Source organism: Caballeronia sp., from assembly GCF_028292365.1.
Classification (GTDB): domain Bacteria; phylum Pseudomonadota; class Gammaproteobacteria; order Burkholderiales; family Burkholderiaceae; genus Caballeronia.
In genome coordinates, this window is sequence record NZ_JAQGMM010000235.1 from 14,519 (window position 1) to 27,141 (window position 12,623).

Here is a 12,623-nt window from a genome sequence, read left to right on the forward strand (position 1 = left end):
GGGATGTATGGCATGACACAACGCATTCTTTTGATGAGCAGTTCGCGCAAGGACCAGCTCGGTTATCTGGAACATGCTGGCGAGCAGATTCACGTTCTGTTGAAGCACGAGCCTCGCAAGGTGTTGTTCGTACCGTTCGCGGCCGTCACGTTCAGCTTCGATAGCTACGAAGATCTGGTCAAGCCGGCGTTTGAACGTCTTGGCTATGCGCTGGAATCGATTCATCGCAGCGACGACCCACTTGCAGCGATAGAACAAGCCGAGGCTATAGCAATCGGAGGCGGCAACACGTTCGCGCTGCTCAAGCGACTCTACGATGCGGGCATTGCCGATGCGATCCGCGCGAAGGTGATAGCGGGTACGCCGTATGTTGGGTGGAGCGCGGGAAGTAATGTAGCGTGTCCGACGATCCGTACCACTAATGACATGCCGGTTGTTCAACCGCCCACGCTTCGCGCGCTTGGGCTAGTTCCGTTTCAGGTCAATCCGCATTTCATCGGCGGGAAGCCTGTCGGGCACAACGGCGAGAGCCGTGAAGAGCGCCTGGCGGAGTTTCTCGCGATTAATGCACCGGAGCAGGTGCTGGTGTTGCCTGAAGGCTCGGCTTTGTACTCGGATGGTACGTTTGGCACGGTGCTCGGCGAGCGTCACGCGGTGCACTTTCTCGGCGACGGACGAGTGGAGACGTTGCGTGAGAATGAGACCTTTCCGCTTACGCGCATCAAAGGTCCGGTAGATATGAGTGGCTGGCCTGCGTTTAGCGGTTAATCCTCTATCTTGTCTTTAAGGTCCTGACGCACTGCGGTTATGCGCTGTGGGAGGGCGCTCATCCCGAGTTTGCAGAGGGAAATTAGACCGAGTTGACTTGCAGCAAATTGCTGCGTAGTGCCGTTGTAGCTACATGGCACTACGACGCTCGAATCCAATGTGGAACTTCACTCTCGTGCGTCATGGACGTTGCCGCGTTGAGCGTCCAGAACTAACGCTACGAGGTTCAAACCAATGGCACCTGTGACCCTAAATCTGCTGACGTGCGCACGCGTATCGAGCCTGATCTGAAGAAAAGCGCCGAAACGGTGTTGGCTGAAAACGGGCTAACCATATCCGACGCCATTCGAATGTTTCTTCGCCAAGTGGCCGTTTATGGCGGGCTGCCGTTTGACGTCCGAATTTCCAACGAAATCACTTTGCAAGCACTTCACGAATCCCGGGCGATGAAGGGAAAAGCGCGCTTCGACTCTCCAGCGGATTTATTCAATGAACTCGAAGCAAAAAAGGGCAAAGCTGCCTCGAAGAAGCGATCGCACGAAGCAGTTTGAAAAAGATTGGGTGAATCTGTCGCACTCAGGCCGTTACGACTTGCGGGCACTCAAAATACGATGCAGTTACTGACCGCCAACGACGGACCACTTCCAGCCGAATACAAGGATCATGAGCTAAACGGTGACTGGGCGGATCATCGCGAATGTCATGTAGGCGGGGATTTTTTGTTGATCTACCGTGCCGACGACAAAGAGGTCGTTTTTGTTCGCGCAGGAACGCACTGAGAACTGTTCTAAGAGAAGTCTTGAATCGTTTCGCACAACGGGAAAGGGACGGGGATGTGGGTTCAGCAGATGTGTCGTTTCGGAAAACAACGTTCAAATTAGATCCGTGCAATCCGGTTTGCACGCACAAAAGAAAAAGGCTCTCAAGGATTTGCCTGAGAGCCTTTTTTCAACGCGATGCGAACTCAACCGCGAATCTGGTGGGTGGTACAGGGATTGAACCTGTGACCCCTGCCGTGTGAAGGCAGTGCTCTACCGCTGAGCTAACCACCCGAAGAGCTTTGGATTATGTCAGAGCTTGTGGATTTCGTAAAGTGAATCTTTGAGCACTTCAATAACTGCATTACGTGATTACGCTGATCACGGCGCCGCCGCTACCTCGACTGCGATTACAGTCTCGATCCGCCATACGCTGATTCCCTTGACCGCCTTGTCGAGATCGTCGAGAACCGCGAGATGCGCGCTCAATTCATCCTCCGATGCCACCAGCACCGGCAATTGCAAATCATCAAGCGCAATACGTGACGCGAAACCTTCGCCCGTCGACTGCGTCTCTCCGAGCATGTCGATCACCAGGCTTTCCTGGCCACGCGTCATCGCCAGATAAACTTCTGCCAGCAATTCCGAGTCGAGCAGGGCGCCATGCAACGTCCGATGCGCGTTGCTGATGCCAAACCGGTCGCACAATGCATCGAGTGAATTGCGTTTGCCGGGGAACATCTGCTTCGCTTGCACGAGCGTGTCGATCACACCCCCGCACACTTCCTTCACGCCAGGCATGCCGACCAAACCAAATTCCACGTCCATGAAACCGACGTCGAATGGCGCGTTGTGGATGATCAGCTCCGCGCCCGCCACGAAGTCGCGCAACTCGGCGGCGATATCGGCGAACTTGGGTTTATCGCTGAGAAATTCTGTGGTCAGGCCGTGCACCGCGAGCGCGCCCGGATCGCTGTCGCGTCCCGGATTCACGTAAAAGTGCAGGTTATTACCGGTCAGTCGTCGATTCACAAGTTCGACGCAGCCGATTTCAATAATACGGTCGCCCGTGCGGGCGTTGAGGCCGGTGGTTTCTGTATCGAGTACGAGTTGGCGCATAGAGATAAAAATTAACCTTCGGCGAGTGAAGTGACGCCGCGATTCGCAAGCGCGTCGGCGCGTTCGTTTTCCGGATGGCCCGAATGGCCTTTCACCCAGCGCCATTCAATCTGATGCTGGACCACCAGCGCATCAAGCCGCTTCCAGAGATCCGCGTTCTTGACCGGCGTTTTCGCCGCTGTCATCCAGTTCTTCTTTTTCCAGCCATGAATCCACTCGCTGATGCCCTTCTGCACATATTGCGAGTCGGTGTGAATGACCACGCGACACGGCCGCTTGAGCGCTTCGAGCGCGGAGATCACGCCCATGAGTTCCATGCGATTGTTGGTCGTCGGCGTTTCGCCGCCGAACAATTCCTTTTCCTGATCGCCGAAACGCAGCAGTGCGCCCCAGCCACCGGGGCCCGGATTGCCTTTGCAGGCGCCGTCGGTATAAATGTCGATTACTTTGTCTGTGGTGTCTAAGGTCATCAATGCTCGTTGCGTGTATGCGGTGCGGCGACCGGGGTGAGCCCCGGTGCGAGGGCAGGTTTTTTCAGCTTGCGCGGCCCGATCAGGCGCATGCCGCGCACGCGCTTGATGGCCGTGATCATGTAGGCAGCGCCGAAAATGGGCCACCAGCGGTCGCCAGCGGCTTCCATGAACTGATAGCGCGCCAGCCACTGTTCGGTCAGAAGAGGCGGACGATAGCAGCCGAAGCGCCCGCGTTCAAGGTCGAATCCGAGCAGCTTGATCCAGTCCTTGATCCGCGTGAACGCGATCATTTCGTGTGCGGACGGGACAAACGGCTTGCCGGCAACCTTGCCAAGCGACTGCCGCGCGCCCCACAGGCTCAGGGAATTAAAGCCCAGGATGATCAATTGTCCTTCGGGCATCAGCACGCGTTCGGCTTCTCTCAACAAACGGTGCGGATCGCTCGTAAATTCCAGCGTATGCGGCATGACCAGCAAGTCAACGCTTTGCGCCTCGAACGGTAAATCGAGCAGGTCGCACCACACGGCGCTGCGTCCTTCAGGCGCGTGCAGGCCGCGGCTTGCCGACGGGAGCGACGTCACGCCCGGCCGCGCGTCGGCCGAAACCGGCGGGGGCAGGGTGAAAGGCGCGCTGGCGGCGCTGGCGGTATCGAGCACGAGGCCTCGATACGGCATGCGATTCTCGCGCAAGGCGTCAAGCCCGGGCAGGCCGAGTTGCAGCGCGTGATAGCCGAAAATATCCGACACCACGCGGTCGAGCTGCGCCTGCTCCCATTCGAGCACATAGCGGCCGGGCGCGGAAAGTGTCCAGGCGGGCCAGTCTATAATTGTTCGCTCTGACATGTTCGGGTGAGTCGCCTTATGAAAACGCTTGAGTACGTGCCGGTTCCGGCGTTCGAAGACAACTACATCTGGCTGGTGTCGGACGGTCACAATGCCGTCGTGGTCGATCCTGGCGACGCCGCGCCCGTCGAAGCCTATTTGACGAAACGCGGTTGGCGGCTGACCGCTATTTTACTCACGCACCACCATCACGACCACGTCGGCGGCGTCGCAAAACTGCTCGTTAGCCAATCAGCCGATGGAGAAATCCCGGTGATCGGCCCGGCTGGCGAGGCTATCGAGCATCTGACGCGGCGCGTAAAGCAGGGCGATCACGTCAGTATCGCGAGTCCGGCGCTGGATTGCTCGGTTATCGACGTACCTGGGCATACCGCGGGACACATAGCGTACTTCCAGCCGGGCGATCCGCAAGGGACGCCGCATCTATTTTGCGGCGACACCCTGTTCGCCAGCGGTTGCGGCCGTCTTTTCGAAGGCACGCCGCAACAAATGCTGAATTCACTCGATGCACTCGCCGCGCTCCCCGACCCCACGCTGGTCCACTGCGCCCACGAATATACGCTGTCAAATATCCGTTTCGCCCGCGCGGCCGAGCCCGACAACGCGGCGCTGGCGCAATGGCAGAAGGAGGCGGAGAGGCTGCGCGCGCGCAACCAGCCGACCATTCCGACCACGCTCCTGCACGAACGAAACGCGAATCCGTTCCTGCGCGTCGGCGAAAAAAGCGTACAAGCGACGCTTGCCGCGCAGTTCGAGCGCCCGGTGCGCGACCGGCTCGACGCCTTCACACTGATGCGCGGCTGGAAGGATAAATTTCGCTAACCCGTTGCCGCCTGCGGTTATCTTCATCTGAAACGTTGAAAACCATTGCAGGCCCCGGATTTTGCTGAGTTTTTTGCATTTATATTGACGTGATGAGTGCGGTTCCGTACTATCGGGTCCAAATTTCCAAGCACATTTTTTGGAATCCGAGACGTTCATGCGATTGATTTTAAGCGCGCTCCTCGTCCTGACATTGGCTGCATGTGCCAGCCAGGGACCGACAGCGACCAACTCCCTTTCTTCACTCCCTTCCGCTCAGAATCAGCAAGCCGTAGCAGACACCATTCGCAAGACTGCCGCCGCCAAGGAAACGATCAACGTCGACAAGACGTCGCTCGATTCACTTAGCGGACCCGACGGCGATTTGTGGGGCCGTATCCGCCGTGGTTTCCAGATTCCCGATCTGCAAAGCGACCTCGTCGACATGCAGGTGAACTGGTACGCGCAACGCCCCGATTACGTCGAACGCATGACGGGCCGCTCGCAAAAATACCTGTATCACATCGTCGAGGAACTCGAGCAGCGGCACATGCCGACCGAACTCGCGTTGCTGCCGTTTATCGAATCGGCCTATAACCCGCAGGCGTTATCGGTGGCGAAGGCCGCGGGCATGTGGCAGTTTGTGCCGGGCACGGGTCGCGACTACAACCTGAAGCAGAACATGTTTCAGGATGAACGGCGCGACGTGCTGGCGTCGACCAGCGCGGCGCTTGACTATCTGTCGCGTCTCCACGATATGTTCGGCGACTGGGATCTGGCGCTGGCCGCGTACAACTGGGGCGAGGGCAACGTGCAGAAGGCGATCGCTAAAAACGAGGCGATGGGCCTTCCGACGGACTATCAAAGCCTGCGGATGCCGAACGAGACGCGCAACTACGTCCCGAAGCTGCAGGCGGTGAAGAACATCGTCGCCAATCCGCAAATGTATGGGCTGGCGCTTCCGGACATTCCTAATCACCCGTATTTCGTGACGGTCACCACGTCGCGCGACATGGACGTGACGATGGCCGCCAAGCTCGCAGGCATGACGGTCGAGGAGTTCCGCTCACTCAATCCATCGTTTGCAAAGCCGGTGATTCTCGGCGCAACGAGTCCGCAGATCTTGCTGCCCTTCGATAACGCCAGCGCGTTCCAGAAGAACCTGAAGTCGTATTCGGGCCAGTTGTCGTCGTGGACCACTTATACGGTGAGCGAACGGGCAACACCCGCGGTCATCGCGCAGAAAATTGGCGTGGACGCGGATACGCTGATGTCGGTGAACCGTATTCCTGCCGGCATGCGGCTGAAAGCGGGCTCGACCATCGTGGTGCCGCGCGGCGATGACGACGACGAGGACATCAGCGCTGACGTCGCCGAAAGCGCGATGCTCGCCGTTGAACCCGACGTTCCCGATACGCGCAAGATGCTGATCCGCGTTCGCCGTGCGCAATCCATGTCGACCTTCGCCGATCGCTACAATGTATCGATTTCGCAGGTCAAAAGCTGGAACCGCACTCATCGTGATTCCGTCATGCCCGGTCAGTTGATCGTGCTGCATGTGCCGGTCGGACGTGCTGTCCCGGCCGAACCGGGTCCGGTGCGTGTGGAAACGGTGGCCGCGTCGAGCCGGAACAGGGGCGGCGTAACGAAGATCGGCACGCACGTGCCGGAATCGAAGAGCGTGTCGAAGAGCGCGGCGCGCGGCGGCAAGGCGAGCGCCCCAGCCAAGGTGACGCGGGTAACCGAAACATTCAGCGGTTCATCGAAGGTGGTCAAATCGGCGGCGGTAAAACCCGTTGCAGTCACCAAGACCCCGAAATCAACCAAGTCGACAGATAAAAAGAAGACGCAATAACCTGTCTGCGCGGTCAAGAATCCACGCCGTCACCAAGGTGACGGCGTTTTCATTTGGGCGTGCGAGTTAAACTGCCGCTTCATATAAAAGAGGCCCCTGCGCCGCACATGACGTCTTCCGCTCGTCTTCGCGTCTTCTTCCTGTTTTCCGCCGGATATTTCGTCTCGTACGTGTTCCGCGGGGTCAACCTCGGCTTTGCGCCCTATATCACGCACGATCTGGGTTTGTCGGGGGCGGATCTCGGTTTGCTCACATCGCTGTATTTTCTTGGTTTTGCGGCGGCACAAATTCCCGTGGGCATGTTGCTTGATCGCTTTGGCCCGCGGCGGGTCACCGCCGGCATGCTGTTGTTCGCAGCGCTTGGGATCGGCGTGTTCGGTGCGGCACACGGCATCGGCGCCATGATGCTGGGGCGGCTGCTGATTGGCGTGGGCGTATCCGTCTGCATGAGCGCGGCGTTCAAGGCGCTCGCGCAAATCCTGCCCGTGGCGCAACTGCCTATGGTCAACGGCCTCGTGATGGCGGTGGGCGGTCTCGGCGGCGTGGTGGTCGGCTCGCCTCTCGCCATCCTGCTCGGCGTGACCGACTGGCGCAACATTTGTTTCGGCCTGGTGGTCATGACGCTCGCGGTCGCGGCGGCCATCTTTCTTTTTGCGCCGGAACATCGCGACGGCGTGCATCGAAAAGCCGACATGCTCACGCAGTTCAAGGGTACATGGCACATCTTGAGAAGCAGCGTGTTCTGGAAGATCGCATCGTTTTCGGTTGTCACGCAAGGCGTTTTCTACGCGATGCAGTCGCTATGGATAAGGCCTTATCTCCTCGATGTCATGGGCCTGAGCGCTCAATACGCCGCGGTGCTTGTATCGGTGCTCGGCATCGCGATGATGATCGGCTGCGTGGGTTTCGGCGTGGCAGCGCGCGGCCTGCAGAAACGCGGCGTCACCGTGTATGCGTTTTGCGGCTTCGGCATGGGGCTGTTTGTACTTGTGCAGGTGCTGATGCTTGTGCGGGCACCCATAACGCCGGCGTTGCTGATTGCGTGTTATGGCGTGTTCGGTGGAACTGGCATCCTGAGTTACGCGGTGATGGCCGAGTATTTTCCAACGCACATGATCGGCCGCGCGCACAGCACGCTCACGCTTGTCCTGTTCATCCTGATCTTCGGCTTGCAGGTGGGTATAGGCGCGATGCTGTCGTGCTGGCCGGCTCAAGGCGGCCACTACCCAACGGCGGCGCACTTAAGCGTTTGGGGCGTGTTGATCGCGATGCAGATCGCAAGCGCCATCTGGTATGTCCTGCCGAGCAGTGTTCTCGAAAAGCGCGGCGGCGTGGCGTCATGAGCGTCATATGTCCGCTGGATAAGGCCCGCAGCATCTAGCCTGGAACGCGTCTTGCATGCCACGCGTCTCAAATTTGGAGAGAAGGGTGTTTTCCGGCTATAATTCGAAGGTTTGAGCAAATCAACCTACACCCTAGCGCCTACCTCCCACTCACCGTTCATCCGCCGCGCCTTGCAACACGCGCGCATCCGCCAAACGCCTACGATTCGCGCGTCCAGTCATTGGAGCGCGGTCAGCGGAAACCGGCGAGGCTTGCGCCCGATGCAATTGAACGCGATGCGGGTCTGCGCGCGCCACTTCAAGGCCGCGCGCGACTCCACGGTCGGATAACAGGTCGGCAAACAGGGTGTTCCAAAGGAGCCTCCCGTGTTGCCGTCATTCTCTCCCGCAATCCTCGCACTCGCCGACGGCACGGTTTTTCGTGGTCACTCGATCGGCGCGTCCGGTCACACGATCGGCGAAGTGGTGTTCAACACCGCTATCACCGGTTATCAGGAAATCCTGACGGACCCGAGCTATGCCCAGCAAATCGTCACCCTGACGTATCCGCACATCGGCAATGTTGGTGTGAACGCTGAAGACGTCGAATCCACCAAAGTCCATGCCGCGGGCCTGATCATTCGAGATCTGCCGGTGCTCGCCTCGAATTTTCGCTCTGAACAATCTCTCGCCGACTATCTGAAGGCGGAAAACGTCGTCGCGATTTCGAACATCGATACACGCAAGCTCACGCGAATCCTGCGCGAGAAGGGCGCGCAAAACGGCTGCATTCTTGCTGGTGGGGGTGCCGATGCTGAAGCCAAGGCTTTGGAACTCGCGCGCTCGTTCCCGGGTTTGTCAGGCATGGATCTCGCCAAAGTTGTATCGACGAAAGAAAAGTACGAATGGACGCAGTCCGAATGGCGTCTGGAAAGCGGCTACGGCGAGCAGAAGGCGCCGCAGTATCGCGTGGTCGCCTTCGACTTTGGCGTGAAGTACAACATCCTGCGCATGCTGGCCGAGCGCGGTTGCCACGTCACCGTGTTGCCGGCTGAGTCCACCGCTGCGGATGCCCTCGCGCTGAATCCCGACGGCATCTTTCTCTCGAACGGCCCTGGCGACCCGGAACCGTGCGACTACGCGATTGCAGCCACGCGCGAATTCATCAAACGCGGCATTCCCACGTTCGGCATTTGCCTCGGGCACCAGATCATGGGTCTGGCCGTAGGAGCCAAGACATTGAAGATGAAAACCGGCCATCACGGAGCGAATCATCCGGTGAAGGATCTTGAGAACGGCCGCGTGGTGATCACGTCGCAGAATCACGGTTTCGCAGTCGATGCCACTACGCTGCCCGCTAACGCAAAGGTCACGCACACTTCGTTGTTCGACGGCACGCTGCAGGGTTTCGCGCTCACCGACAAACCCGCGTTCTGCTTCCAGGGACACCCTGAAGCGTCGCCGGGACCGAACGATATTGCGTACTTGTTCGACCGGTTCGTCGGCCTGATGGAAGCGCAAAAAGAAGCGGCTTGAAGTGGCTTGAATACATGGGCGCGCAGACACGCTGGACACGCAAAGACAGAACACAGCAACACAATCATTGAGAGCAGTTATGCCGAAGCGGACAGACATCAAGAGCATCCTCATCATCGGCGCGGGACCGATCATCATCGGTCAGGCGTGCGAGTTCGATTATTCGGGCGCGCAGGCGTGCAAGGCGCTGCGCGAGGAAGGCTACAAGGTCATTCTCGTCAACAGCAATCCCGCGACGATCATGACGGACCCGAACACGGCCGACGTCACGTACATCGAGCCGATCACGTGGGAAGTCGTCGAGCGCATCATCGACAAAGAGCGCCCCGACGCTATTCTCCCGACCATGGGCGGACAAACAGCGCTGAACTGCGCGCTCGATTTGTTCCATCACGGCGTGCTGGAAAAGTACAAGGTCGAGTTGATCGGCGCGTCGCCGGAAGCCATCGATAAAGCCGAAGACCGCCAGAAGTTCAAGGAAGCGATGACGAAGATCGGCCTGGGTTCGGCCAAGTCGGGCATCGCGCATTCCATGGAAGAAGCGCTGCAGGTGCAGGCGGAAATCGCCGCGCTGACCGGCAGCGGTGGTTATCCCACGGTGATTCGTCCTTCGTTCACGCTCGGTGGATCGGGCGGCGGGATTGCGTACAACAAGGAAGAATTCGAAGAGATTTGCAAGCGCGGGCTGGATTTATCGCCGACGCGTGAATTGCTGATCGAAGAGTCGCTGCTGGGCTGGAAAGAGTTCGAGATGGAAGTGGTCCGCGATACCAAGGACAACTGCATTATCGTGTGCTCGATCGAAAACCTGGACCCGATGGGCGTGCATACCGGCGACTCCATCACCGTCGCGCCGGCCCAAACGCTTACCGACAAGGAATACCAGATCCTGCGTAACGCATCGCTCGCCGTGCTGCGCGAGATTGGCGTGGACACGGGCGGCTCGAACGTACAGTTCGCGATCAACCCGAAGGACGGCCGCATGGTCGTCATCGAGATGAATCCGCGGGTGTCGCGTTCGTCGGCGCTGGCGTCGAAGGCGACGGGTTTCCCGATTGCCAAGGTCGCGGCGAAGCTGGCTGTGGGTTACACGCTCGATGAGCTGAAGAACGAGATCACCGGTGGTCAGACACCGGCATCGTTTGAACCGACCATCGACTATGTGGTCACGAAGATTCCGCGTTTCGCGTTCGAAAAATTCCGCGAAGCCGATGCACGCCTGACGACACAAATGAAGTCGGTCGGCGAAGTGATGGCCATTGGCCGCACGTTCCAGGAATCGTTCCAGAAGGCCTTGCGCGGACTGGAAGTGGGCGTGGATGGACTCGATGAAAAGACCACCAGCCGTGACGAAGTGATCCGCGAAATTGGCGAGCCGGGTCCGGACCGTATCTGGTTCCTGGGCGACGCATTCCGTCTCGGCCTGACCGCCGAAGAAATCTTCGAAGAAACGGCTATCGACCCGTGGTTCCTCGCGCAGATCGAACAGATCGTCTCGAAGGAAAAGGCGCTGAGCGGCCGCACAATCGAGAGCCTGACTAAACAGGAAATGCTGTATCTGAAGCAGAGCGGTTTCTCGGATCGCCGCCTCGCCAAATTGCTCAGCTCGGATCAAACGGCTGTGCGCAAGCATCGCCACGGGTTGAAGGTGCGTCCGGTTTATAAGCGCGTGGACACGTGCGCCGCTGAATTCGCAACGAAGACTGCGTACATGTACTCGACCTACGAGGAAGAGTGCGAAGCGAATCCGACCGACAAAAAGAAGATCATGGTGCTGGGCGGTGGCCCAAACCGGATCGGACAGGGCATCGAGTTCGACTATTGCTGCGTGCATGCAGCCTTGGCGATGCGCGAAGACGGCTATGAAACCATCATGGTCAACTGCAACCCTGAGACCGTTTCCACCGACTACGACACATCTGACCGTCTGTATTTCGAATCGCTGACGCTGGAAGACGTGCTTGAAATCGTGGAACTGGAAAAGCCGGTTGGCGTGATCGTGCAGTACGGCGGCCAAACGCCGTTGAAGCTCGCGCTGGATCTCGAGGCGAACGGCGTGCCTATTATTGGAACGTCGCCGGACATGATCGACGCCGCCGAAGACCGCGAGCGTTTCCAGAAGCTGCTGCAGGACCTGAACCTGCGTCAACCGCCGAACCGCACGGCACGCGCCGAAGACGAGGCGCTGCGCCTGGCCGAAGAAATTGGCTATCCGCTGGTCGTGCGCCCGTCGTATGTGCTGGGTGGCCGCGCGATGGAAATCGTCCACGAGCCGCGCGATCTCGAGCGCTACATGCGCGAAGCCGTGAAAGTTTCGCACGATTCGCCGGTGCTGCTCGATCGCTTCCTGAATGACGCAATTGAATGCGACGTCGACTGTATTTCGGATGGCGAGGCGGTGTTTATCGGCGGAGTGATGGAGCACATCGAACAGGCGGGCGTGCATTCCGGCGACTCCGCTTGCTCGTTGCCGCCGTATTCGCTGTCGCAGGAAACCATCGACGAACTGAAGCGCCAGACCGGCGCAATGGCACGCGCGCTGAACGTGATCGGCCTGATGAACGTCCAGTTTGCGATCCAGCAAGCGGTGCAGGAAGACGGGTCGAAGAAGGACGTGATTTACGTGCTCGAAGTCAATCCGCGTGCTTCGCGGACGGTGCCGTATGTATCGAAGGCGACCGGTTTGCCTTTGGCCAAGATCGCCGCCCGCGCGATGGTCGGCCAGAAGCTGGTCGATCAGGGCATCACGAAGGAAGTGATCCCGCCGTATTACAGCGTCTAGGAAGCGGTGTTCCCGTTCGTGAAATTCCCGGCTGTCGATCCGGTGCTCGGACCTGAAATGCGCTCGACCGGCGAAGTCATGGGCGTGGGTCGCACGTTCGGCGAAGCGCTGTTCAAGTCGCAACTCGCGGCCGGTTCGCGCCTTCCGGAAAGCGGCACGGTTCTCCTGACCGTGATGGATGCCGACAAGCAGAAGGCCGTGGAGGTCGCGACCATGCTGCACGAGCTTGGCTACCCGATTGTGGCGACCAAGGGCACGGCGTCGGCCATCCAGGCCGCAGGCGTGCCGGTGAAGGTGGTCAACAAGGTGAAGGATGGCCGGCCGCACATTGTGGACATGATCAAGAACGGCGAGATTGCGCTGGTTT

10 protein-coding genes, 1 tRNA gene and 1 pseudogene are annotated in these 12,623 nt (G+C 59.0%); 8 read left to right on the forward strand and 4 right to left on the reverse strand.

Annotated elements, in window-relative coordinates; genetic code table 11:
* Nucleotides 1-12: 12 nt before the first annotated feature.
* From pepE to JWR14_RS14530, 3 genes are all read left to right on the forward strand, one after another.
* A complete protein-coding gene (gene pepE / locus JWR14_RS14520; RefSeq protein ID WP_299707831.1) occupies nucleotides 13-768 on the forward strand; it encodes a dipeptidase PepE in 756 nt (251 codons plus the stop codon).
* Between the two features lie 263 nt (nucleotides 769-1,031).
* Nucleotides 1,032-1,319: a type II toxin-antitoxin system RelB/DinJ family antitoxin gene (locus tag JWR14_RS14525; protein WP_299707833.1), complete on the forward strand. Its 288-nt coding sequence runs from the start codon at nucleotides 1,032-1,034 to the stop codon at nucleotides 1,317-1,319.
* Nucleotides 1,320-1,379: 60 nt separating this feature from the next.
* A complete protein-coding gene (locus JWR14_RS14530; protein ID WP_299707835.1) occupies nucleotides 1,380-1,547 on the forward strand; it encodes a type II toxin-antitoxin system YafQ family toxin in 168 nt (55 codons plus the stop codon).
* 198 nt (nucleotides 1,548-1,745) lie between these two features.
* Here the strand turns inward: JWR14_RS14530 and JWR14_RS14535 are convergent.
* The 4 genes from JWR14_RS14535 to JWR14_RS14550 all read right to left on the reverse strand — a co-directional run bounded on the left by JWR14_RS14535 (nucleotide 1,746) and on the right by JWR14_RS14550 (nucleotide 3,960).
* A tRNA-Val gene (locus tag JWR14_RS14535) sits at nucleotides 1,746-1,820 on the reverse strand.
* Between the two features lie 87 nt (nucleotides 1,821-1,907).
* On the reverse strand, nucleotides 1,908-2,645 hold the full coding sequence (gene dnaQ, locus JWR14_RS14540) for a DNA polymerase III subunit epsilon (RefSeq protein WP_299707837.1): 738 nt from the start codon (nucleotides 2,643-2,645) through the stop codon (nucleotides 1,908-1,910).
* 11 nt (nucleotides 2,646-2,656) lie between these two features.
* The gene (gene rnhA / locus JWR14_RS14545; protein WP_089159174.1) at nucleotides 2,657-3,115 is read right to left on the reverse strand and encodes a ribonuclease HI; all 459 of its coding nucleotides are present in this window, start codon (nucleotides 3,113-3,115) and stop codon (nucleotides 2,657-2,659) included.
* A complete protein-coding gene (locus JWR14_RS14550; protein ID WP_299707841.1) occupies nucleotides 3,115-3,960 on the reverse strand; it encodes a class I SAM-dependent methyltransferase in 846 nt (281 codons plus the stop codon). Before JWR14_RS14550 ends, rnhA begins: the two co-directional genes overlap by 1 nt.
* Before the next feature lie 18 nt (nucleotides 3,961-3,978).
* Here JWR14_RS14550 and gloB point away from each other — a divergent pair, with 18 nt between their 5' ends.
* The 5 genes and pseudogenes from gloB to carB all read left to right on the forward strand — a co-directional run.
* Nucleotides 3,979-4,782: a hydroxyacylglutathione hydrolase gene (gene gloB, locus JWR14_RS14555; RefSeq protein ID WP_299707843.1), complete on the forward strand. Its 804-nt coding sequence runs from the start codon at nucleotides 3,979-3,981 to the stop codon at nucleotides 4,780-4,782.
* Between the two features lie 157 nt (nucleotides 4,783-4,939).
* Nucleotides 4,940-6,616, forward strand: a complete 1,677-nt coding sequence (locus tag JWR14_RS14560; RefSeq protein ID WP_299707845.1) for a transglycosylase SLT domain-containing protein — start codon at nucleotides 4,940-4,942, stop codon at nucleotides 6,614-6,616.
* A gap of 107 nt (nucleotides 6,617-6,723) precedes the next feature.
* Nucleotides 6,724-7,959 (forward strand): MFS transporter, encoded by a 1,236-nt coding sequence (locus JWR14_RS14565; protein ID WP_299707847.1) that lies wholly within the window; start codon nucleotides 6,724-6,726, stop codon nucleotides 7,957-7,959.
* Between the two features lie 366 nt (nucleotides 7,960-8,325).
* A complete protein-coding gene (gene carA, locus JWR14_RS14570) occupies nucleotides 8,326-9,474 on the forward strand; it encodes a glutamine-hydrolyzing carbamoyl-phosphate synthase small subunit (protein WP_299707849.1) in 1,149 nt (382 codons plus the stop codon).
* Nucleotides 9,475-9,553: 79 nt separating this feature from the next.
* Nucleotides 9,554-12,623: pseudogene (carB, locus tag JWR14_RS14575) on the forward strand (carbamoyl-phosphate synthase large subunit); the annotation flags it as partial.

Excerpts from the sequence above, each read along its gene's own strand:
- pepE (WP_299707831.1), top strand. The coding sequence starts at position 13 with ATGACACAACGCATTCTTTTGATGAGCAGTTCGCGCAAGGACCAGCTC.
- JWR14_RS14530 (WP_299707835.1), top strand. The coding sequence starts at position 1,380 with ATGCAGTTACTGACCGCCAACGACGGACCACTTCCAGCCGAATACAAG.
- dnaQ (WP_299707837.1), bottom strand. The coding sequence starts at position 2,645 with ATGCGCCAACTCGTACTCGATACAGAAACCACCGGCCTCAACGCCCGC.
- rnhA (WP_089159174.1), bottom strand. The coding sequence starts at position 3,115 with ATGACCTTAGACACCACAGACAAAGTAATCGACATTTATACCGACGGC.
- JWR14_RS14550 (WP_299707841.1), bottom strand. The coding sequence starts at position 3,960 with ATGTCAGAGCGAACAATTATAGACTGGCCCGCCTGGACACTTTCCGCG.
- gloB (WP_299707843.1), top strand. The coding sequence starts at position 3,979 with ATGAAAACGCTTGAGTACGTGCCGGTTCCGGCGTTCGAAGACAACTAC.
- JWR14_RS14560 (WP_299707845.1), top strand. The coding sequence starts at position 4,940 with ATGCGATTGATTTTAAGCGCGCTCCTCGTCCTGACATTGGCTGCATGT.
- JWR14_RS14565 (WP_299707847.1), top strand. The coding sequence starts at position 6,724 with ATGACGTCTTCCGCTCGTCTTCGCGTCTTCTTCCTGTTTTCCGCCGGA.